At 49.6% G+C, this 21,898-nt stretch carries 18 protein-coding genes; 15 read left to right on the top strand and 3 right to left on the bottom strand.

Annotated features, from left to right (window positions below):
- Nucleotides 1-288 precede the first annotated feature (288 nt).
- The 9 genes from KTH90_RS07560 (at nucleotide 289) to aspS (ending at nucleotide 11,157) form a co-directional block, all read left to right on the top strand.
- On the top strand, nucleotides 289-969 hold the full coding sequence (locus tag KTH90_RS07560) for an HAD family hydrolase (RefSeq protein ID WP_158350075.1): 681 nt from the start codon (nucleotides 289-291) through the stop codon (nucleotides 967-969).
- Between the two features lie 9 nt (nucleotides 970-978).
- The gene (locus KTH90_RS07555) at nucleotides 979-1,497 is read left to right on the top strand and encodes a GNAT family N-acetyltransferase (RefSeq protein WP_238726562.1); all 519 of its coding nucleotides are present in this window, start codon (nucleotides 979-981) and stop codon (nucleotides 1,495-1,497) included.
- A 14-nt stretch (nucleotides 1,498-1,511) separates the two neighbouring features.
- Nucleotides 1,512-2,390 carry a LiaF transmembrane domain-containing protein gene (locus KTH90_RS07550; protein ID WP_158350073.1) on the top strand — a complete coding sequence of 293 codons (879 nt, stop codon included), beginning with the start codon at nucleotides 1,512-1,514 and terminating at the stop codon, nucleotides 2,388-2,390.
- A gap of 227 nt (nucleotides 2,391-2,617) precedes the next feature.
- Complete coding sequence (locus tag KTH90_RS07545; RefSeq protein ID WP_158350072.1) at nucleotides 2,618-4,921, top strand: RelA/SpoT family protein; 2,304 nt, start codon at nucleotides 2,618-2,620, stop codon at nucleotides 4,919-4,921.
- A 37-nt stretch (nucleotides 4,922-4,958) separates the two neighbouring features.
- Nucleotides 4,959-5,591 (top strand): MBL fold metallo-hydrolase, encoded by a 633-nt coding sequence (locus KTH90_RS07540; protein WP_158350071.1) that lies wholly within the window; start codon nucleotides 4,959-4,961, stop codon nucleotides 5,589-5,591.
- A 401-nt stretch (nucleotides 5,592-5,992) separates the two neighbouring features.
- Nucleotides 5,993-7,441, top strand: a complete 1,449-nt coding sequence (hemZ, locus tag KTH90_RS07535; protein WP_158350070.1) for a coproporphyrinogen dehydrogenase HemZ — start codon at nucleotides 5,993-5,995, stop codon at nucleotides 7,439-7,441.
- 12 nt (nucleotides 7,442-7,453) lie between these two features.
- Nucleotides 7,454-8,062: an HD-GYP domain-containing protein gene (locus KTH90_RS07530; RefSeq protein WP_158350069.1), complete on the top strand. Its 609-nt coding sequence runs from the start codon at nucleotides 7,454-7,456 to the stop codon at nucleotides 8,060-8,062.
- The gene (gene hisS / locus KTH90_RS07525; RefSeq protein ID WP_158350068.1) at nucleotides 8,059-9,303 is read left to right on the top strand and encodes a histidine--tRNA ligase; all 1,245 of its coding nucleotides are present in this window, start codon (nucleotides 8,059-8,061) and stop codon (nucleotides 9,301-9,303) included. The genes KTH90_RS07530 and hisS overlap by 4 nt, the downstream gene beginning before the upstream one ends.
- Before the next feature lie 66 nt (nucleotides 9,304-9,369).
- Complete coding sequence (gene aspS / locus KTH90_RS07520; RefSeq protein WP_158350067.1) at nucleotides 9,370-11,157, top strand: aspartate--tRNA ligase; 1,788 nt, start codon at nucleotides 9,370-9,372, stop codon at nucleotides 11,155-11,157.
- A gap of 95 nt (nucleotides 11,158-11,252) precedes the next feature.
- On the opposite strand, the gene KTH90_RS07515 is transcribed toward aspS, so the two are convergent.
- Nucleotides 11,253-11,537: a DUF1294 domain-containing protein gene (locus KTH90_RS07515; RefSeq protein WP_158350066.1), complete on the bottom strand. Its 285-nt coding sequence runs from the start codon at nucleotides 11,535-11,537 to the stop codon at nucleotides 11,253-11,255.
- Between the two features lie 165 nt (nucleotides 11,538-11,702).
- Between KTH90_RS07515 and glyA the strand changes: the two genes are divergently transcribed.
- The 5 genes from glyA (at nucleotide 11,703) to KTH90_RS07490 (ending at nucleotide 17,601) form a co-directional block, all read left to right on the top strand.
- Nucleotides 11,703-12,944 (top strand): serine hydroxymethyltransferase, encoded by a 1,242-nt coding sequence (gene glyA / locus KTH90_RS07510; protein ID WP_158350065.1) that lies wholly within the window; start codon nucleotides 11,703-11,705, stop codon nucleotides 12,942-12,944.
- An 18-nt stretch (nucleotides 12,945-12,962) separates the two neighbouring features.
- A complete protein-coding gene (locus KTH90_RS07505) occupies nucleotides 12,963-13,691 on the top strand; it encodes an SGNH/GDSL hydrolase family protein (RefSeq protein ID WP_158350064.1) in 729 nt (242 codons plus the stop codon).
- Nucleotides 13,692-13,969: 278 nt separating this feature from the next.
- Nucleotides 13,970-14,704: an ABC transporter ATP-binding protein gene (locus KTH90_RS07500; RefSeq protein WP_158350063.1), complete on the top strand. Its 735-nt coding sequence runs from the start codon at nucleotides 13,970-13,972 to the stop codon at nucleotides 14,702-14,704.
- On the top strand, nucleotides 14,691-16,241 hold the full coding sequence (locus tag KTH90_RS07495; RefSeq protein WP_158350062.1) for a COG1361 S-layer family protein: 1,551 nt from the start codon (nucleotides 14,691-14,693) through the stop codon (nucleotides 16,239-16,241). The genes KTH90_RS07500 and KTH90_RS07495 overlap by 14 nt, the downstream gene beginning before the upstream one ends.
- Complete coding sequence (locus tag KTH90_RS07490; protein ID WP_158350061.1) at nucleotides 16,204-17,601, top strand: ABC transporter permease; 1,398 nt, start codon at nucleotides 16,204-16,206, stop codon at nucleotides 17,599-17,601. The genes KTH90_RS07495 and KTH90_RS07490 overlap by 38 nt, the downstream gene beginning before the upstream one ends.
- A gap of 97 nt (nucleotides 17,602-17,698) precedes the next feature.
- Here the strand turns inward: KTH90_RS07490 and KTH90_RS07485 are convergent, their stop codons facing one another.
- Nucleotides 17,699-18,316, bottom strand: coding sequence for a histidine phosphatase family protein (locus KTH90_RS07485; RefSeq protein ID WP_238726561.1), 618 nt, complete (start codon nucleotides 18,314-18,316; stop codon nucleotides 17,699-17,701).
- A gap of 121 nt (nucleotides 18,317-18,437) precedes the next feature.
- A complete protein-coding gene (locus KTH90_RS07480; RefSeq protein ID WP_158350059.1) occupies nucleotides 18,438-20,174 on the bottom strand; it encodes an Rqc2 family fibronectin-binding protein in 1,737 nt (578 codons plus the stop codon).
- Nucleotides 20,175-20,441: 267 nt separating this feature from the next.
- Between KTH90_RS07480 and KTH90_RS07475 the strand changes: the two genes are divergently transcribed.
- Nucleotides 20,442-21,815 carry an MATE family efflux transporter gene (locus KTH90_RS07475; RefSeq protein ID WP_158350058.1) on the top strand — a complete coding sequence of 458 codons (1,374 nt, stop codon included), beginning with the start codon at nucleotides 20,442-20,444 and terminating at the stop codon, nucleotides 21,813-21,815.
- Nucleotides 21,816-21,898 lie beyond the last annotated feature (83 nt).

Genomic DNA, 21,898 nt, shown 5'->3' with positions numbered 1-21,898 from the left:
TGTTTGAGCGAATGCGAGTTTGTCCGGCCCCGGGCTGTCCTGGCCAAAATCCTGGCCTATTAGAAATCCAAAGCCCCCTCGAACGCATCCACAGAGATACAGCCGCCCCACACCCAGCCGTCCCCATGCCCGAAAGCCAGCTCTCCCAGGCGTACACCGCCAGGTCCAGAATCCGTGTCCAGCCTGCCCGCTTCCCGCCCTGCTTCGCTCCCTCTGCAAAAAAATGTTGCTATTTGTCAAAAGGAATGGTATGTTCTATGTAAATTCATTTGTTAGGAGCATAAACGCATGCTAAAAGGAGTCATCTTTGATATGGACGGCGTGATTATCAACAGCGAGCCGGTTCATTATAAAGCTTACTGCCAGGTCTTGGAAGAGCTTGGATGCAAAGAAGAATATACCTATGAGGCCTACCAGAAGACGGTGGGCTCCACCCAGTACCGGGTAGTGGAAGAAATAATAAACCTGTTCGGGCTCACGCTGAGTGTGGAGGAGATCCAGGCCAGAGGGCTGAAAAAGCAGAGTGAGATTTTTCAGACAGAAGGTTATCCGCCGGTACCAGGCGTGGTGGAATTAATCCGGAAACTGCACAAGGCAGGATTAAAGCTGGCTGTGGCCTCCTCCTCCGTGGAAGATCTGATTGAGGAATCGGTCCGCGGGATCGGGGTTACGGAATATTTCGACCGGATGGTCAGTGCGGATACGCTGGATAAGCCGAAGCCGGCTCCGGATGTGTTTTTATACGCGGCACAGGAGTTGGGACTCTCCCCTGACGAGTGTATTATAATAGAAGATTCACAGAATGGGGTGCTGGCGGCGAAGGCGGCCGGAATCCCCTGTGTCGGCTATATCAACCCGGATTCCGGGGATCAGGATTTAAGCGCGGCGGATATCCTGGTGGAAGGATTCGAGGAAGTTGATGAGAAATTTATGGTCAGAGTGTGGAAACGGGCGCACGGGGAACCATGAACGATCGCGGTGACGAAACGTCTGCTGATCCGGGAAATTACGCTGGATGATGTGGATGCGCTTTACGGGATTTATGGTGATGAGCGGGTTACCAGATATATTCCCGGACTTCAGAAAGATCCGCAGGAAGAGCGCAGGATGACAAAGGCTTATATAGAGAGCGCATATGCTTTTTATGGCTTTGGACTGTGGGCGGTGTTTGAACGCTCCACCGGCAGGTTGATCGGCAGGGTAGGATTAACCCCCCGTCAGATGGATGACTGCTGTGTGCTGGAATTGGGCTATGTGATAGATGCCGGGCACTGGAGGCAGGGATACGCAGCTGAGGCCTGTGAGGCGGCGATCCGGTATGCCCAGGAAGAACTGGACTGCGAAGAGCTGAGCGCATTTATAAGGGTAGAGAATACCGCTTCCATCGCTCTTGCGGAAAAACTGGGATTTCAGTATTTTGACCGCTGGCAGCAGGATGGATTCCAATTCGTATGGTATATAAAAGAATTGTGTGATACACTTAATAACATGGAATAAAGGAGGATATACTTATGAGATATCGCTTATCAAGTATTTTATGGGGCGTTGCATTTATCATCGCAGGCGTCGGGTTTGCGGGAAATGTTCTGGGCCTGTGGAGTTTCAGTCTGTTTTTTGACGGCTGGTGGACCTTGTTTATCATTGTACCCTGCGTGATCAGCATGATACAGAACCGGCCGAATACCGGAAATATTATCGGTCTGTGTATCGGTATCCTGCTGCTTTTGTCGTCGCAGAATGTATTGCCCAGCCGGGTGATGTGGGGCATGGTGTTCCCGGTGATTTTGGTGGTAATTGGTATTAATTTCCTGGTTCGAAGTAATCGAAATCAATATCGCGGCAATACTTATCAGGGAAATACCTATCAGGATGAAAGTTATCATGGAGGCTATCGGGGAGGACCGAAGGGCAATAAGAGTAGTCAGGCAGGGAGTTCCGCAGGGGCACAGCAGGGGCAGCAGACCGGTCAGAGCGGATATGCCGGCCAGAGTGAGTATTCCGGCCAGAGTGAATATGCAGGCCAGGATACGGGAAAAAGCGGCAGCTATCAGCCTCATATGGAGGCGGGAGTACCTCAGTTTTCAACCATATTTAACGGAAGAAAAATCAGCTATAATAATGAAGTGTTTCAGGGCGCTGTTCTTCATACCGTGTTCGGCGGCATGGATCTGGATATCCGGAATGCGATCATCGATCAGGATGTGCTGATCAAAGTGAATTCCATTTTTGGCGGGATCGATATCCTGGCTCCGGATGACGTGCTTGTCATGGTAAAAGACCAGTCCTTCTGCGGCGGGGTTTCCAACAAAAAAAGTCCTCCTTACGGAACGCCCAGAGCAGTCATCTATATTGACGCTCAGTGTGTATTTGGCGGTGTTGATGTAAAATAAGTACAAAAGATTGCATTTTTTGAGGAATCTCATTATAATAAAAAATAGTAGCGCTCGAAAAAGCCTCGCTGACTATTTTTCATGCATCGCACGTAAGCGACTAAAAGGCAGCCGCTAAGTGCTCATAGCGATAAAAAATAGTAGCGCTCGAAAAAGCCTCGCTGACTATTTTTCATGCATCGCACGTAAGCGACTAAAAAGATAACCGATTAAAGTGGTGGGCATAAATGGAAGAAAAATCTGACTTTCAGATACCGGCAGATAAGCTAAAAGAGATCGAGAGCTGTGTAAAAGCGCCGGCTGAATTTACCAGTCCGGATGTACTGTATGACGAATTGATAGCAAGTGTGAAAAAATATCACCCGTCTACAGATATATCCATAATAGAAAAAGCATATAAAACAGCCAGGGAAGCACATAAGGACCAGGCGAGAAAATCGGGTGAGCCGTATATAACTCACCCTCTTTGTGTTGCGATCATTCTGGCGGACCTGGAACTGGATAAAGAGACGATCGTAGCAGGGCTTCTGCATGACGCGGTGGAAGATACGATCATGACGGTGGAAGAGGTAGCAGCTGGTTTCGGCAGTGAGGTCGCCCTCCTGGTGGACGGGGTTACGAAGTTAGGCCAGTTGTCGTACAAGGCGGATAAGGTCGAGGTACAGGCGGAGAATCTGAGGAAAATGTTCCTGGCCATGGCAAAGGATATCCGTGTCATACTGATCAAGCTGGCGGACCGTCTGCATAATATGCGTACGCTCCAATACATGAAGCCGGAGAAACAGAAAGAAAAAGCCAGAGAGACCATGGATATCTACGCGCCCATCGCACAGCGGCTGGGTATTTCCAAGGTGAAGGTGGAACTGGATGATCTGGCTTTAAAATATCTGCAGCCGGATGTGTACTATGATCTGGTGGAGAAGATCGCACTTCGCAAAAGTACCCGGGAAGAATATGTCCAGAGTATTGTGGATGAGGTGCAGACCCATATTATCAAGGCCGGTATCCGAGCGGATGTGTCCGGGCGGGTCAAACATTTCTTCAGTATCTATAAGAAAATGGTAAACCAGGATAAGACCCTGGATCAGATATACGATCTGTTTGCAGTGCGGATTATCGTGGATACGGTCAAGGACTGTTATGCGGCGTTAGGTGTCATTCATGAAATGTATAAACCGATCCCCGGCCGGTTCAAAGACTATATCGCCATGCCGAAGCCAAACATGTACCAGTCCCTTCATACGACTCTGATCGGACCTACCGGTCAGCCCTTTGAGATTCAGATCCGGACTTATGAGATGCACCGGACGGCGGAATATGGTATCGCTGCCCATTGGAAATATAAAGAGTCCTCCGACGGTAAGAAGAGTGTGGCGGACCAGGAAGAAGAAAAATTAAGCTGGCTGCGTCAGATTCTGGAATGGCAGCGGGATATGTCGGATAACCGGGAGTTCATGAGCCTGTTAAAGAGCGATCTGGATCTGTTCTCCGACAGCGTGTATTGCTTTACTCCGTCGGGAGATGTGCAGAATCTGCCCGCCGGTTCCACGCCGATAGATTTCGCTTACAGCATTCACAGTGCAGTGGGAAATAAGATGATCGGCGCCAAGGTAAACGGCAAATTGGTCAATATCGACTACGAGATCCAGAACGGCGACCGGATAGAGATCCTCACCTCCCAAAATTCTAAAGGGCCCAGCCGGGATTGGCTGGCCATTGTCAAGAGCACACAAGCGAAAAACAAGATCAATCAGTGGTTTAAAAACGAGTTCAAAGAAGAAAATATCACTCGCGGCAAGGACATGGTGAACCAGTACTGTAAAGTAAAGAGCATCAACCAGAGCGAGATTATGAAACCGGATTTCCAGGAAGTGGTACAGCGCAAATACGGCTTCCGGAATTGGGATTCCGTGCTGGCGGCCATCGGCCATGGCGGCTTAAAGGAAGGGCAGGTAGTCAACCGGCTGCAGGAAGAGCGGCAGAAGACCCTGAAAAAAGAGATTACCGATGAAAAGATCCTGGAGACAGTCTCCGAGGTCAAGGATAACCGGATCAGTATCGCTAAGTCCAAAAGCGGTATCGTGGTAAAGGGAATCCACGATGTGGCCGTGCGTTTCTCCAAATGCTGCAGCCCGGTTCCGGGAGATGAGATCGTAGGTTTTGTCACCAGAGGCCGGGGCGTGTCCATTCACAGGACGGACTGTGTGAATGTGATCAACTTACCGGACAGTGACCGGGTACGGCTGATCGACGCTGAGTGGCAGCAGCCGGATGAAGGGGCCGGCAACGGCTTGTATCTGGCGGAGCTTAAGATCTTCGGCAGGAACCGGATGGGTCTGTTGGTGGATGTATCCAAGATATTTACAGAGAAACAGATTGACATGACTTCGATCAATGTAAGGACCAGCAAGCAGGGAACGGCTACGATCAATGTCACATTTAATATTACCGGGCGGGAGCAGCTGAATCTGGTGATCGACAAGCTGCGCCAGGTAGAGGGAATCATGGATATTGAACGGACGACCGGCTGATCCGGTTCCCATGTGAAAAGAAAGAGGAGTAATGGCAATGGGAGCACTGGAAATTAAAATATATGCGGTGGGAATGCTTTCCACTAACTGCTATTTTCTGATCCATAAGGATACCAGGCAGATGGTGATCGTTGACCCGGGAGCGGACGCAGAGCGGCTGAAAGTCAAAATCGAGGAGCAAAAACTGAAACCACAGGCCATCCTTTTGACCCATGCCCATGGGGATCATATCCTGGGGGTGGAATATTTAAAGAATGCCTATCAGATTCCGGTCTATATACACGAGGTGGACAGTGAGCCGCTTCTGTATGCGGACAGGAATTTGTCTCTTATGTTCGGCAGTGAAACATCGATAAAAGCGGATGTATGCCTGAAGGATCAACAGGAGTTACAGTTAGCGGGTTTTGAGATCCGGGTCCTGTTCACACCGGGACATACAGCCGGGGGATGCTGTTATTATCTGCCGCAGGAACAGGTGCTGATGTCGGGAGACACGCTGTTTTATGACAGCATCGGCCGGACGGATTTTCCGGGAGGGAGCATGTCGGAGCTGCTTCGTTCTGTGCGGGATAAGCTGATGACTCTTCCGGATGAGACGGATGTCTATCCGGGACATGGAGAGCCGACTACGATCGGACGGGAGAGAGAATATAACGCCTGGATCCGGTAAGCGGATCTGGGCTGCGACCTAAGAACGGCTAACTTCGATGGAGGGAGAACCTCTTATTAACAGAGCCCGGGACAAACTCGCCGAAATACGGCTCGGACAGTGTCCCGGGCTCTGCGAGGTTCTCCCTCCATCTGCGTAACCCGTTCTAAGATCCGGCCTCAAGCGATTTGGCCCCACGAGATTTGCGGCCCATCCCCCCAAGGCCCCGCCGCTTTCCTCTCCTCCCTGCATGATAGCTGGCGGGATGGTTTTGACTTCGCGCTCTGTGTTGCTGTTATATTGCCGGGAATGTACGGGATCTTCTGCTTATGAAGTTGGATATAATCAGAGGAGTTTAAGAAGCATTTTTTATTCCGGTTTATTGGAATTAAGAATAATTTAGAATGTATGGAGTTATAAGAATGATTACGATTCAATTTGGTAACCGGGAGTTTTTGAATGAAATATTTCCGCTGGTGAAGTCGTTCTTTCCGGGGGAAGAGGTTGTTGTGACAGAGGAGCCTGTGGAGGAGGCCAGGATACAGATTCTGCTTCTGTATTTGGCGGGGACTATCGTGATTCGGCTGAATGGGGAAGAGGGCGTCTGTAAGGAGGTAACGGTTCCAAGAAACAGTGCGGACCGGATGGAGACTAAGAATGAATGTAAGCGGGCGGTGTACCAGCTTCTTGCAGAATATACGAAAAAGGAGCTGCCCTGGGGGAGCCTGACCGGGATACGGCCGACGAAGATCGCACTTTCTATGCTGATGGAAGGGCACAGGAATGTGGAGATCGCCGCGAAGATGCGGGAGGAGTATCTGGTCAGCAGGGAAAAGACCGCTTTGGCTATAGCGATCGCTAACCGGGAGCTGCATATTCTGAAGGATATTGATTATGAGGAAGGATACAGTATGTATGTGGGCATTCCTTTTTGTCCCAGTACTTGTCTTTACTGTTCTTTTACGTCATATCCGATTTCCGGATGGGAGAATCGGATAGAGGAGTATTTGCAGGCGCTGTTTCGGGAGATTGACGGAGTTGCCGAAATGTGCGGGCAGAAGAAGCTGAATTCTATTTATATGGGGGGCGGCACGCCCACGACGCTGATGCCGGATCAGATGGACCGGCTGCTTACCAGGCTGGAGGAGAAGTTTTCTTATGAGCACCTGCTGGAGTTTACGGTGGAAGCGGGGAGACCTGACAGTATTAGCAGAGAGAAGCTGGAGGTGCTCAGGAGCCATGGAATCAGCAGGATTTCCGTCAATCCGCAGACCATGAATCAGAAAACACTGGACGTGATCGGACGAAGGCATACGGTGGAGCAGACCGTAGAGGCTTATTATATGGCCAGGGAGCTGGGGTTTGATAATATTAATATGGATATTATTATGGGGCTGCCCGGGGAAGGGGCGGAGGAAGTTGCCTATACGCTGGAAGTGCTTAAGGAACTGGACCCGGATAATATTACGGTTCACTCGCTGGCGATTAAGAGGGCGGCCAGGCTGAATATGTTCCGGGAAGAGTATAGGGAGCTGAAGATCGAGAATACGGAGGAGATTATGAACCTGGCCTCACGTACCGCCAGGGACATGGGGATGGAGCCCTATTATCTGTACCGTCAGAAGAATATGGCGGGAAATTTTGAAAATGTAGGCTATGCAAAGGTTGACAAAGCCGGAATTTACAATATACTTATGATGGAAGAGATGCAGACGATTATGGCTCTGGGAGCGGGAAGCGTCAGTAAACTGGTTGTTCCCTCACAGAACCGGATCGAACGTTGCGGGAATGTGAAGGATGTGCCCACATATATCGGCAGGATTGAGGATATGCTTGAGCGTAAGCGGAATCTTTTGGCCGATGGGGTATAGGGATGGGATCGTATGGAGACGAGTCTGGAAAAAAAGAATTTCTTACAGCAGGATGTGTCCGATGGTATCAGCCACGCGATCTGTGTCAGTTGTCTGGCGGGGAGACTGGCTGGGGAGCTTCAGGAAGATCAGGCGATGTGCTATGATCTGGCTGTGGCCGGAACGATACATGACATCGGGAAAATAAAGCTGTCCTCTTATCTGTATGGCAGAGATGAGGAAGCGCTGGATGTAGAGCAGATGAAATACATCCATCAGCACACGGAGCTGGGGTATGAGATCGCCAGGGACCACGGCTATCCGGAACATATCCAGCAGTGGATTCTGCATCACCATGAAAATTACGACGGTTCCGGATATCCCTTTCATTTAAAAGGGGAAGAGATTCCCTACGGCGCCAGGATCTTGAGAATCTGCGACGTGTTCGCGGCGCTGACGGCGGACCGTCCTTACCGCAGGGCCTTTGATCTGGAGACGGCGATGGAACTGATGATTGAAGAAATAAAAAATTTCGATATGCGGATATTTCTGGCTTTTCAGCGGATGGTTCATGAGGATGACATCAGCGTGCTGCTAAACCAGAAGGACCTGCAGGTGGAAATACAGGAGGGAAAAATATGATAACACAGGCACCAAGAGGAGTACAGGACTGGTACGGTGAGAATATGCACCGGCGCGCGGTCGTAGAGAAGATTGCCAGGGATCTGGCCAGAACCTATAATATTACGGAAATCATTACCCCCGTTTTCGAGCATACGGTATTATTTCAGCGGGGCGTGGGCGAGACCACCGATGTGGTTCAAAAGGAAATGTATACGTTCGAGGACAAGGGCGGAAGAAGCATAACCCTGAAGCCGGAAGGTACCGCGGGGGTTATGCGTGCATACCTGGAACATAATCTGTATGCCAATCCCCAGCCTGTGAAGTTTTATTATGTAACCCCGGCATTTCGCTATGAGAAACCCCAGAGCGGAAGGCTGCGCCAGCATCATCAGTTCGGCGTGGAGTTCGTGGGCGCGCAGAGCCCGCTGGCGGAGGTAGAGGTAATCAGCCTGGTGGCGGCTCTTATAAAAAAACTGGGTCTGAAAGATGCGAAACTTCATATCAACAGCATTGGCTGTAAAGATTGCCGGAAGACATACAACGACGCGCTGCTTAAGTACCTGTCCGAGCATGAAAGCGAGCTGTGCGAGACATGCCGGGACCGGATGAAAACGAACCCGCTGCGGGTCATCGACTGTAAGGTGGACAGCTGTAAGAAGATTGTCAAAGATGCCCCCAGAACCATCGATTATCTGGATGAGGACTGCCGGAACCATTTTGAAGAACTGCAGGCGCTGCTGACAGAGCTTAAGATTCCTTTTGAGATCGACACGGGTATCGTCCGCGGGCTGGACTATTATACGAAGACCGTATTTGAGTTTGTGAATTCCGAAGGCTTTACCCTGTGCGGAGGCGGCAGGTACGACGGGTTGATTCATGAAATCGACGAGAAGCAGGACATCCCTTCCGTGGGATTCGGTATGGGGATCGAGCGTATTTTATATTTTCTGGACAAAGAGGGCGTGGATCTGCCTTCCATGGATGTGCCGGAGTTATATGTCGGTATTCTTGGAAAAGATGCGAAAGCCCGGGCGTATCGTCTGGTCAATGAGATAAGGTCTCACGGAATCATCGTGGAAACAGACTATCTGGACCGCAGCGTGAAAGCGCAGATGAAATATGCAAACAAAATCGGCGCGAAGAAAACCGTGATCATCGGCAGCGACGAGCTGGCCAACAACAGAGCCAATGTAAAGGACATGCAGTCCGGTGAGCAGACAGAGGTGGCTTTGGATGAGATCCCGGGGCTGTTTGCCTGAGAAACGGTGTTTATGTTATAAATATAAATGTATAAATTCGGTAAGTCAGGAAGGAATAAAAGTGATATGGCAGAGGCAATGAAGGGGTTGCACAGGACCCACAGATGTACAGAAGTGAGCAGTCAGAATATTGGGGAAATCGTAACCGTCATGGGATGGGTACAGAAGCGGCGGAATCTGGGAAGCATGATTTTTGTGGATCTAAGAGACCGTTCCGGATTGCTGCAGGTAGTATTTGAGACGAAGGATATCGGCGAGGAAGGCTTCGCCAAAGCGGAAAAATTAAGAAACGAATTCGTGATCGCCGCGGTCGGCCGTATTGAGAAGAGAGCCGGGGCAGTGAATGAGAATCTGGCAACAGGAGATATCGAGCTGCGGGCCAATGAGCTTCGGATCTTATCCGAATCGGAGACCCCTCCGTTCCCCATCGAGGAGGATTCCCAGACCAAGGACGAGCTGCGTTTAAAATACCGCTATCTGGACCTGCGCCGCCCGGATCTTCAGAGAAACCTGATCTTAAGAAGTAAAGTGGCCACTCTGGTCAGAAACTTTCTGGCAGAAGAGGGCTTCCTTGAGATAGAAACTCCCATCCTGGGAAAAAGCACGCCGGAGGGGGCCAGAGATTACCTGGTACCCAGCCGGATCCATCCCGGAAAATTCTACGGGCTTCCCCAGTCCCCCCAGCTGTTCAAGCAGCTGCTGATGTGTTCCGGATATGACCGGTATTTCCAGATCGCCAAATGCTTCCGGGACGAAGACCTGCGGGCTGACCGGCAGCCGGAATTCACCCAGATCGATATGGAGTTATCCTTTGTGGACGTGGACGACGTGATCGATGTCAACGAACGGCTGCTGGCCCGTGTGTTCAAAGAGGCGATCGGTGTGGAGGTAACCCTTCCGATCCCGAGAATGACCTGGCAGGAAGCTATGGACCGTTTCGGTTCCGACAAGCCCGACACCCGTTTCGGTATGGAGCTGGTGGATGTATCTGAGGCGGTCAGAGGCTGCGGCTTCGGCGTCTTTACCGGTGCGCTGGACAACGGCGGCAGTGTCCGCGGTATTAATGCCGAAGGGCAGGGCGCCATGCCCAGAAAGAAAATCGATGCTCTGGTAAACCTGGCAAAAGATTTCGGCGCGAAAGGCCTGGCTTATCTGGCGGTCAACGAGGACGGAACCTATAAGTCCTCCTTCGCCAAATTCATGACCGAAGAGGAGCTTAGCGCACTGGTGGAAGCCATGCGGGGAAAACCCGGGGATCTGCTGTTATTCGCTGCCGATCAGAACAAGGTCGTTTACGACGTACTGGGCAGCCTGCGGCTGGAGCTGGCGAAAAACCTGGGCCTGTTAAGCAAAGACCAGTTCAACTTCCTATGGGTAACGGAATTCCCCCTGTTAGAGTGGTCCGAGGAGCAGAACCGCTTCGTGGCCATGCACCATCCGTTTACCATGCCGATGGAGGAAGACCTGGAGCTTCTGGACACCGATCCGGGCAAGGTACGCGCCAAAGCCTATGACATCGTACTCAACGGCACCGAGTTGGGCGGCGGCAGTGTCAGAATCTTCCAGAATCATGTGCAGGAGAAGATGTTTGAGATATTAGGCTTCACCATGGAGGACGCCTATGAGCGTTTTGGTTTCCTGTTGAATGCCTTCAAATACGGTGTTCCGCCTCACGCAGGCCTGGCCTATGGGTTCGACCGTATGCTGATGCTGATGGCCGGTGAGGACAGCATCCGGGAAGTCATCGCCTTCCCGAAGGTAAAAGACGCTTCCTGTCTGATGACCGAGGCGCCCAATGTAGTAGACCTAAAACAGCTGGATGAGCTTGGTATTGCCATCCAGCCTGAAGAATAACAAAAGGGGACATGTCCATTTCGGTTTGGACATGTCCCCTTTCATAAAATGGCGGATCAATCCACCCGGTATGTGGATTCTAAGACCAGGATTTATTACCGCGTAATAAGATAAAGCACAAGAACCAGCTGTAGGAAAAAGATAACTGGTATCCCTATGGTGAAGGACTTGTGTTTTGTCTTATGCCGGAATACACTCATACCGATTCTGGCACCGATACTGCCTCCTAATATGGCGGACAGAAACAACATTTTCTCCGGGATACGCCATCTGTGGCGGACAGCTTTGGATTTATCGATACCCATCAGGGCAAATCCGACGAGATTAATCAACAAGAGATAGGCGAGAATCCAGAAACGATAATCCAATAATAAATTCATTACGGCTCCTTTCGCAGTTTTCATGCAATTTATGTAAAATCTTCTTTATTTATAACCACAGCTTATCATGAGACCACCTACTTTTCAATGAAAACCTATATTCCATTCTCGTACGCGGTATGTTATAATCTCACTAGAGCGAATAAGCATACAGGAGGAAAAGGAATGTATTCTTTAGATGAAGTAAAAGCAGTGGATATGGAAGTTGCGCAGGCAATTACGGACGAAATGGAACGCCAGAACAGCCATATCGAGCTGATCGCATCCGAGAACTGGGTAAGCAAAGCCGTGATGGCAGCCATGGGAAGTCCGATGACGAATAAATATGCGGAAGGGTATCCCGCCAAGCGGTATTATGGCGGATGCGAATGTGTGGATGTGGTGGAGAATCTGGCCATAGACCGCGCGAAGGAACTGTTCGGCTGCGATTATGCCAATGTACAGCCCCATTCCGGAGCACAGGCAAATATGGCGGTGTTCTTTGCTATGCTGGAGCCTGGTGATACCTTCATGGGTATGAATCTGGACCACGGCGGCCATCTGACCCATGGAAGCCCTGTGAACATGTCCGGAAAATATTTCCATGTAGTGCCTTACGGAGTGAACGACGAGGGATTCATCGACTATGACGAGGTGCGCAGGATCGCGCTGGAAGCAAAACCGAAGCTGATCGTGGCAGGGGCCAGCGCCTATGCCAGAACCATTGATTTCAAGAAGTTCCGCGAGATCTGTGATGAGGTCGGAGCATATCTGATGGTAGATATGGCCCACATCGCCGGACTGGTAGCGGCGGGGCTTCATCCAAGTCCTGTCCCGTACGCAGATGTGGTTACCACTACGACCCATAAGACTTTAAGAGGACCCAGAGGCGGCATGATCCTGGCCAACGAAGAGGCGGCTAAGAAATTCAATTTCAATAAGGCGATTTTCCCTGGTATCCAGGGCGGCCCTCTGATGCATGTGATCGCTGCCAAAGCAGTATGTTTTAAGGAAGCTCTGACGGATGACTTCAAAGTATATCAGCAGCAGATCGTCAAGAACGCACAGGCTCTCAGTAAAGCTCTCATGGAGCGCGGTATTAAAATCGTTTCCGGAGGGACGGATAATCATATGATGCTGGTAGATCTGACCAATCTGGATCTGACCGGAAAAGAAACTGAAAAATTACTGGATGAAGCACATATCACATGTAATAAGAATACGATTCCCAATGATCCAAAGTCCCCGTTTGTTACCAGCGGTATCCGCCTGGGAACACCGGCCGTCACCAGCCGCGGGTTGAATGAGGAGGATATGGTACAGATCGCAGAGGCTATCTCCATCATGCTGCATGAAAAGGATGCCGGCAAGGAGAAGGCGATGGCAATCGTTAAGAAGCTGACGGACCAGTATCCGCTGATTGGGTAATGCTTGGAGGGAAGCAGCATGAAAGTCATGAATCTTTTTCGTGATAAAGCAAAGGATATGAATGGTTGTCAGCCTGTTACAATTGCTTTTTTAGGCGACAGTGTCACACAGGGGTGTTTCGAAGTGTTTTTCAAAAACAACGGAGAGGTGGAAACGGTATATGACGTGAACTGCGCGTACCACAGCTACCTGAAAAACATTCTGACTACTTTGTATCCGAATGTCGCGGTCAATATAATAAATGCCGGTATCTCAGGAAACACTGCGGAACAGGGATATGCGCGTATAGAGCGTGACGTGATGAAATTCCAGCCTGATCTTGTGGTGGTGTGCTTCGGCCTCAACGACTGCGGACAAGGACAGGATTATATCAACGTATATGCGGAGTCCCTGGGAAAAATATTTGAAAGACTGAAAAACGAAGAAATCGAAACCATCTTTATGACTCCCAATATGATGAATACGGAGGTCAGCTGCCATATCAAGGATGAGAGAATCCGTGAAATCGCCGTCACAGCCCAGGAAAATCAGACCGGCGGGCTTATGGATCTGTATGTGGAAAAAGCCAGAGAAGTATGCCAAAGTCATCAGATCCCGGTATGTGACTGTTATAAGGACTGGAAAGCACTGGAAAGTAATGGAGTAGACATAACGGAAAGACTGGCAAACTACATTAACCACCCGGATCGAAAAATGAATTGGCTGTTTGCGGTTCGGCTATTTGAAATGATGAATGGGGAACGATAAGGGTATTCAAAATGTAATTTGCCCTCTGATTTGGCGGCGGGTGATTAAAACGGCAGGACTTTGCAGGGAACCGGCAAAGTCCCGCCGTTTCTTTTAGCGGATTTTGTTGAAAAGTAAGAAAATCTTAAGAAAATTATGTCGGGATTTAATATACAAACAACTCTGATATGTTATAATGGTGGAAAAGTGTATTTTGCTATCGGGCTGTTTGGACGGTTGAATTCCATACAGAAGGCATGGTATAATGGGCAGCAGGCACAAAGGAAAGGGGTGGGAGAATGGCAGAAGAAAAAGAGCCGGTGATTCAGGTAAAGAATTTGTATAAAGTCTATTCTGTAGGTGAGAACCGGGTGTTCGCTCTCAACGGGGTAGATTTTACTATATATAAAGGCGAATTCTGTTCGATTGTAGGTACCTCAGGTTCCGGCAAATCCACATTGTTAAATATGCTGGCCGGCCTGGAAAAACCTACGAAAGGCGATATTATCATAGGCCGGCAGCACATCGAAAAGATGACGGAGAATCAGCTGGTGAAGTTCAGACGGGAGAGGGTCGGATTTATTTTCCAGTCCTTTAATCTGTTGGGAACGATGAATGCCAGGGAAAATGTAGCGCTGCCTCTGACATTCAGAGGGATGGCAAAAAAGGAGAGGCTGAAGCGGGCAGATAAGATGTTAAACCTGGTGGGGCTTAACAAGCACAGGACCCATAAGCCGACCCAGATGTCCGGCGGACAGCAGCAGAGGGTAGGCGTGGCCAGAGCCCTGGTGGTGGAACCGGAGATCATCTTTGCTGATGAGCCGACGGGTAATCTGGATTCCCATACATCCGCGGATGTGATGAATCTGATGAGGGAAATCGTGGAAAGAGAAAAACTGACGCTGGTGATGGTAACCCATGATACGCATCTGGCCGGTTTCGCGGACCGGATTTTCCATATCAGCGACGGTAAAATACTTAAAATCGAAGACAATCGTAAACACAGGGAGGAAGTAGAAGATGAGCAAGTGTAAGAAACTGATTACCATATTATTATGCGGTATTATGGTCTTTGGGATGAGCCTGACAGCTTTTGCCGAGACACCAACGTCTGGATCTACAGATACATCGGGAGGTGTGGCGAATCCGACAGCTCCCCCAAATAATCAGGATCCAACGCCGAATCCGCCCCAGTCCAACAACATCAACGGGAATGTCATGGTAGGCGGCACCTGGCAGACGCCGGTCGCCAATGCCGGAGGTCTGGTAAATGTAGTTCTTCCGCTGGTCAACATGGCGGAATTATCCGTAACGGATGTAATCGTAACTCCGGTTATCAGCGGTGATCCAGCCGTCTGGCCTTTTGAAATAGAAAAATCCAGTTATACGGAAACCCTGCCGATCCTGCCCGGCGAAGACTGCGGCCTGGGACCCAACGAGCGCCGCCAGGAGATCACCTGGACTCTGAAAACCAGGAAAGACGCCGTCAACGGTTATCAGCCCGTCACCTTCCAGGTACAGTTCAAGAATCCGGATGAGTCCGCGGGAAGCGCGAGCCTTGTCACCTATGTAAAAGTTACCGGTGGTACCGGCGCGAATTCTGCGCAGGGAACTGGTTCCGTTCCCAGGGTGATCATATCCGGCTTTACCACTAACCCGGAAAACGTACGAGCAGGCGAAAGTTTTGATCTTACCCTACATATCCGCAATACCTCCAAGAGCACAGTGGTATCCAACTGTGAATTTGATATCCAGACCACGGAGGAGACCACATCCAGCGGCGGCACCGGCGGTACCACGACCAGTGTCAGCGCGCCAGCGTTTCTTCCCACGTCAGGTTCCAGCACGATATTTGTGGACAAGATCGCAGCCGACAGCACAAAAGACGTTACAATTAACATGACGCCCCGGGCAGACCTGATGCAGAAGCCTTACGCGATCAGCGTCAATATGAAATACGAGGATGCCAACGCCAAAGAATACACGGCCGACGCCAGCGTATCCATTCCGGTCAAGCAGGAAGCGAAGTTAGACGTCAGCGAACCAGAGGTGATGCCGGAGTCCGTAGAAGTCGGACAGCAGACCAACATTATGTTCAGTATTTACAATACCGGTAAAACCATTCTCTACAACGTATCCGTAAAATTCCAGGGTGATTCGATCAACGGCGGAGAAGCATATCTGGGTAATATCAGCCCGGGAGCCACCGGTAATGTAGATACCATGGTAAATGGAATCCAGGCAACCATGGATGAAGGTATCGTAAAAGCCGTAATCACCTATGAAGATGATGCCGGTAATGCGGCAACTCTGGAAAAAGATATCACGCTCTACGTGACGGAGCCCATGGCGATGGATCCCGGTATGATGGATCCCGGCATGATGGACCCGGGAATGGAGGAGCAGGGCGGCGGCTTTAATATCTGGTTTGTCCTGGGCCCAGTGATTGCTTTAGTAGTGATCGGCGGTATTGTTGCGATAGTGATTATCCGTAAAAAGAAAAAAGAAAGATTAGAAAGGGAAGGTATCGAGGATGAAATTGCTGGACTTGATCAAGATGAGCATCAGTAACCTCTGGAGAAGGAAGCTTCGTACCATCCTAACGATTCTGGGCGTAATTATCGGAACAGCATCCATAGTTGTCATGATTTCCCTGGGTATCGGTCTGAACAAGTCGATGATCGACAGTGTGGAAGAATCCGGAGGACTTACAACGATCAATGTATCCAGCGGCGGCGGTGGGGATATGATGTATTATGGAGGCGGTATGGCAGTGGCTGTCGATTCCTCATCCTCCAGCTCCAGCAGTAACGAGCCGGTATACCTGACCGATGAAATGATAGAACAGTTAAAACAGCTGCCCCACGTCACGGTCTGCTCGCCGGTACTCAGCACTTCCGTGCTGGCGAAGCAGGGAGCTTACGAGTCCTGGCTGCAGATACAGGGAATGGATCTGGATGCCCTGGAGCGAATGAATTATCCGCTGGCAGAAGGGACCATGCCAGAACCCGGCAGCAGTGAGCTGAAGTTTGTATTTGGAAATATGGTCATACAGGATTTCTATAATCCGAAATCCAACAGCGGAGGCTACTGGCAGACAGGAGAGCTTCCGGACGTAGATCTTATCAATCAGCCGTTGTTCCTGATCTTTGACACGGACGCTTACTATCAGTCCCAGGATCCGCAGAGCGGTATCGCGCCTCCGAAGAAATATATGGGTCAGGGTGTAGGGCTTCTGGAAGGAGGTCCGGAAGACTGGAAACAATACAGTTATTCCACCTATTGTGACATCGAAGCTCTGAAAAAGCAGCTGCAGAAGGTATTCAAAGGGAAAGTGATTCCCGGACAGCCCACAACGGCATCCGGAAAGCCGAGAAAAGAGTTGGTGTATAATTCAGCCTATGTCCAGATCGATGAGATGGACAATGTTATGGATGTACAAAAGCAGATACAGGCCCTGGGACTGCAGGCCAGCAGCGAGGTAGAATGGCTGGAGCAGGCACAGAAGCAATATCGGTCCATTCAGGCAGTCCTGGGCGGCATCGGTGCGGTATCCCTGTTCGTAGCAGCGATTGGTATAGCGAATACCATGATGATGTCGATCTATGAGCGGACCAAGGAGATCGGTATCATAAAGGTGCTGGGCTGCAATATGAAGAATATCCGGACCATGTTCCTGATGGAGGCAGGTTTCATCGGCCTCATCGGAGGATTCCTGGGGAATCTGTTAAGTATGCTGATCTCGAAAATCATAAACTATGTAGTCGTGGCCATGCAGGGCGCCGATATGGCAGGTACCACCTCCTATATTCCGCCGTGGCTGATGCTGGTATCGCTGGTATTCGCGGTTCTGGTGGGTATGCTGGCCGGATTCTTCCCGGCTCTTAGGGCAATGAAGCTCAGTCCTCTGGCCGCGATTCGGACAGAGTAAACGAAAAAGGCGTTGGAAAATATCAGTTGCCCCTTTGCCGGGGTAAACGTATATGTTTCCGACGCCTTTTCTGTGTTAAGAATGATCCTGACATAGCTCAGGTATTTTGATAAAAGAGGACATCCTCCTCCAGGAGGACTGGATGGGGAACGGCAGATTCCGCGATGGAAACGGCACAGTTCTTAGGGACTCCGGTACCCCAGAACTTCGCGAGGGGGACTTCACGGAAATAATAGAGCATCCCCCGGATGATACATCCATGAGCGGCGATGAGGATCGTATCGTCCTGCAGATCCTCCCGCAAAAAGAGTTCCCTGAGAAACCCCGTACCCCGGCGGATCACTGAGGCCAATGTTTCGCCTCCAGCAGGCGGTATATAATGAGCGGAATCGCCAAAGAAGTTATCAAAATCCGGCGGAACGGTCCGCCCAGGCTCGATACAGCGCATCCCTTCATACAGACCGAAATTAATCTCTGCCAGCCGTTCATCGGTCTCAATAGAGATACCCCGTCCCTGTAAAATGATCTCCGCCGTATGAAAAGCGCGGGAAAGGGGACTTGAGAAGGCTTTGGTAAAGGGAATTCCGGCCATTCCATGTGCAGTTTTCTGAGCCAGCTGAATACCCTCTGTGCTCAGGGGGATATCCGTATGCCCCTGAATTCTTCTTACCTTATTCCACTCCGTAATTCCATGCCTCACAATATAAACCTTCATAGTTTCCTCCAGTGCCGCATTTACTGCGGCTAAATTCAGGTATGCGTCGCACGCGTTCCTCCAGTGCCGCATTTACTGCGGCTAAATTCAGGTATGCGTCGCACGCGTTCCTCCAAACCCATTAATCAGCCAGGGTTAACCCGGACAGGTCCGGTTCTATAGTCAGTGAATAATTGGTATAATAAACGACGAACCCAGGTTTGCTGCCGTTTGGCTTCTTCACATTCTTCTTCTCTGTATAATCGATTTCCACTTTTCCGGCCTCCCGGCCTTTTGAGTAATAGGCCGCAAGGCGGCCCGCCTCCTCGAAGACCCGGTCCGGAAGTTCAGCACCTTCCGATTTTACAATGACATGGGAGCCTGGGATCCCTTTGGCATGGAACCACCAGTCATTCCCGGAAGCGAATTTAAAGGTAAGCTCTTCATTCTGATAATTATTTTTTCCCACATACATATGATAGCCGTCACTGGAAACATAATGGAACGGTTTAGAAGTAATCTTAACCTTCTTGCCGGTATTTTTTCTCCTGATATATCCGGACTCCACCATCTCTTCCTTAATCTGTACCAGATCTTCTTCAGAAAGCGCGATATCCAGGGAGGCACCGATACTTTCCAGGTGCAGAATCTGGTCATGTGTCTGCTTTAACAAAGATGCAAGGGCTTCCGCCGTCCGTTTCAACTTATTATATTTATCAAAATACTTCTGCCCGTTCTCCAAAGGGGTAAGCATGGGATCCAGTGGAATAGTGATCATCTCATTTGTATAATAATTCAGCGCTTCCATAGACTTAGAACCCGGTTCCACATGATACCCATAAGTATTGATCAGTTCACCATACACTTTATATTTGTCTTTTTTCTCCGTATCCTTCATCTGCTTCAGCTGAATCTCATATTTTTTCCGATCCCTGTCCAGGATGGTCTGCACGACGCGTCTGAGATCCGAAGAGCGCTGCCGGATTCTGGTAACCGTATTTTTCGCCGCATAGTAGGCCTCCAGTGCCATAGAGATCGTATCATAGTTCCGGCAGGTGAGATCCCTGTATTGGGTCAGCTTTATACTGGAGAATTCAACAGGTATCCGGCCGTCGTTTACGATATTGGGAACAAAACGGGCTTCCCTCACGTCCTCCATCAGCAATTCGAACATCCGGAACAGATGCAACCGTTCCCTTTCACCCATCGTATTTGCCGGCTGGTCCGATTCCAGGGATGCGCGGAAGCATAATTCTTCAGCGATCAGCGGGCTAATTCCCGTAAGAGAGGTATAAAGCGCCTTAGACAGCTTCATCGGTTTGCTGAAAACCACTTTCAGAAACTGGTCCCGGTCAATCAGCAGCGGATCCTGCTTGTCCTGCGTCTGCGGAATAAAATATTCTCTTCCCGGAAGGACTTCCCTCACCGAACTCATCTGTGCCGGAACATGCTTAATACTGTCAATAATCATACCGTCATCCCGGCAGAAAATAATGTTGCTGTGTTTTCCCATAATTTCCACCACCAGGGTTTTGCGGCACAGATCCCCCAGTTCATCCAGATGTTCAATCTCAAAACGCAGAATACGCTCCAGCCCCGGCTGAGTCACCTCCAGAATACGTCCGTTACTGATATGCTTGCGCAGCAGCATGCAAAAATTCGGCGCCGTCATGGGACTTTGCTTATTCGTTTCTGTAATATAAACCAGAGGAAGGCCTGCATCGGCGGACAATAGCAGGCGGAACTGATTTTTCTGATTTTTTAAGGTAAGCAGCAATTCATCTTTTTCGGGCTGCGCAATTTTATAAATACGGCCGCCGGTCAGCATATCATTCAATTCTTTTGCCAGATTGGCAATAACGATTCCATCAAAGGCCATTTTACACTCTCCTGTTCTTTCTTCTCATTGTTATACTATATCTAGTTTTTGCAAAGTTATCAAGTGCGGCTTTTGAAATAAAGTTTGGATCCGAGAAAAGGGGGGGATTGACAGGAAAATCGGTAAGTGAATTGGGAAATGGATAAAAAACTCTTCCCAAGCCTAGGATTTTATGATAGTTTGTATAGGAGTGAGGTAGGGAAGGTTGAACATTAGGATGTTCATCTATACCTATATGTGCAGAAAAATGCACGTATGGAGGAAAATATGGAAAAACAAAAGTTTAAATTAACACAGGAAGAAAGCAGAAGCTTTTACAGGCGGATGTTTGCTCTGGTTCTTCCTATGGCATTGCAAAATTTAATTAATGTAGGTGTGACAACCGCCGATGTGGTAATGTTGGGAAGAGTGGGGGAGACGGTGTTATCCGCCTCATCCCTGGCAAATCAGATTTATTTCATATTAAATCTGATTTTTTTCGGCATGACTTCAGGTGCCATGGTGCTGACCGCCCAGTATTGGGGAAAACGGGATGTTGTGGCTATTGAGAAAATCCTGGGGATCGCGATGGGGATCACTATGGTGATCGCGGTGGCTTTTACTGTGGTGACGCTGTGTATCCCGGCTGCGCTGATGAAAATATTTACGGCAGAAGAAGATGTAATCGCAGAGGGCGTGGTGTATCTTCGGATCGTCGCATGGTCCTACGTCCTGTCGGGGATTACGATGGTATATCTGTATATTATGAGAAGCGTGGAAAAGGTAATGATATCGACCTGTGTGTATCTGGTTTCGCTGATTGTCAATATCGGCTTGAACGCGATATTTATTTTTGGACTTCTGGGCTGTCCGGCTTTGGGAATCGCCGGTGCGGCGCTGGGAACCCTGATCGCCAGAATTGTGGAACTGTTGATCGTGATCTGGTATGCGAAATTTAAAAACCGCAAAGTACGTTTCCGCTTCCGCTATATGTTCCGGTTTGATTCGCTGCTGCTGAAGGATTTTATCGTCTATTCCATTCCGGTTATGATAAATGAACTGCTCTGGGGAGCCGGAATGTCCGCGATAGCAGCCATTATCGGACATCTGGGGAGTCCTGTAGTGGCGGCCAATTCCGTGGCTCAGGTGTGCCGCCAGCTGGCCACAGTCGTAGCTTTCGGCCTATCATCCGCCACGGCGATCATGATTGGAAAAGCGATCGGTGAGGGCAAATATGATTTTGCGGAGGCCTATGCCCGTAAATGCGTGAAACTGGGCATCCTTTTCGGCATTGCGGGGTCCAGCATCATTCAGCTGCTCCGGCCGGTGCTTTGGAGCTACTTAAGCCTGACGGACGAGGCTTTCCGTTATCTGAGCGTAATGCTGTTCGTCATGGCCTACTTTATTGTGGCCCAGGCTTATAATACCACCTTGGTGGTAGGGGTCTTTAGAGGCGGGGGGGACATCAAATTCGGTCTTTTCCTGGACGCGGTGATGATGTGGTGCGGCTCCATCTTCGGAGGATTTCTGGCGGCTTTTGTATTCCGGCTTCCTATCCCTATCGTGTACATGATACTGGTCAGCGACGAGGTGCTGAAGCTTCCATTCTCCACCTGGAGGTTCCGTTCCAAAAAATGGCTGAAGAATGTGACAAGAGATTAAATTTATTTACATATTTCGATTAAAATCCTTGATATCTAAAAAAAATGCAGGTATAGTATACAAAGGCAAACACACTAAACTTA

The sequence above is a fragment of the Diplocloster modestus genome (assembly GCF_019042245.1).
GTDB lineage: Bacteria > Bacillota > Clostridia > Lachnospirales > Lachnospiraceae > Diplocloster > Diplocloster modestus.
The sequence above is the reverse complement of the archived record's forward strand: the minus strand, read 5'-3'. Positions and strand labels throughout refer to the sequence as shown.

Coding starts and splice junctions, on each gene's coding strand:
- hemZ (WP_158350070.1), top strand. CDS start 5,993: ATGATTACGATTCAATTTGGTAACCGGGAGTTTTTGAATGAAATATTT.
- KTH90_RS07505 (WP_158350064.1), top strand. CDS start 12,963: ATGAAAGTCATGAATCTTTTTCGTGATAAAGCAAAGGATATGAATGGT.
- KTH90_RS07550 (WP_158350073.1), top strand. CDS start 1,512: ATGAGATATCGCTTATCAAGTATTTTATGGGGCGTTGCATTTATCATC.
- KTH90_RS07485 (WP_238726561.1), bottom strand. CDS start 18,316: ATGAAGGTTTATATTGTGAGGCATGGAATTACGGAGTGGAATAAGGTA.
- KTH90_RS07515 (WP_158350066.1), bottom strand. CDS start 11,537: ATGAATTTATTATTGGATTATCGTTTCTGGATTCTCGCCTATCTCTTG.
- KTH90_RS07500 (WP_158350063.1), top strand. CDS start 13,970: ATGGCAGAAGAAAAAGAGCCGGTGATTCAGGTAAAGAATTTGTATAAA.
- KTH90_RS07475 (WP_158350058.1), top strand. CDS start 20,442: ATGGAAAAACAAAAGTTTAAATTAACACAGGAAGAAAGCAGAAGCTTT.
- KTH90_RS07490 (WP_158350061.1), top strand. CDS start 16,204: ATGAAATTGCTGGACTTGATCAAGATGAGCATCAGTAACCTCTGGAGA.
- KTH90_RS07530 (WP_158350069.1), top strand. CDS start 7,454: ATGGAGACGAGTCTGGAAAAAAAGAATTTCTTACAGCAGGATGTGTCC.
- KTH90_RS07560 (WP_158350075.1), top strand. CDS start 289: ATGCTAAAAGGAGTCATCTTTGATATGGACGGCGTGATTATCAACAGC.
- hisS (WP_158350068.1), top strand. CDS start 8,059: ATGATAACACAGGCACCAAGAGGAGTACAGGACTGGTACGGTGAGAAT.
- KTH90_RS07540 (WP_158350071.1), top strand. CDS start 4,959: ATGGGAGCACTGGAAATTAAAATATATGCGGTGGGAATGCTTTCCACT.
- aspS (WP_158350067.1), top strand. CDS start 9,370: ATGGCAGAGGCAATGAAGGGGTTGCACAGGACCCACAGATGTACAGAA.
- KTH90_RS07480 (WP_158350059.1), bottom strand. CDS start 20,174: ATGGCCTTTGATGGAATCGTTATTGCCAATCTGGCAAAAGAATTGAAT.
- KTH90_RS07545 (WP_158350072.1), top strand. CDS start 2,618: ATGGAAGAAAAATCTGACTTTCAGATACCGGCAGATAAGCTAAAAGAG.
- KTH90_RS07495 (WP_158350062.1), top strand. CDS start 14,691: ATGAGCAAGTGTAAGAAACTGATTACCATATTATTATGCGGTATTATG.
- glyA (WP_158350065.1), top strand. CDS start 11,703: ATGTATTCTTTAGATGAAGTAAAAGCAGTGGATATGGAAGTTGCGCAG.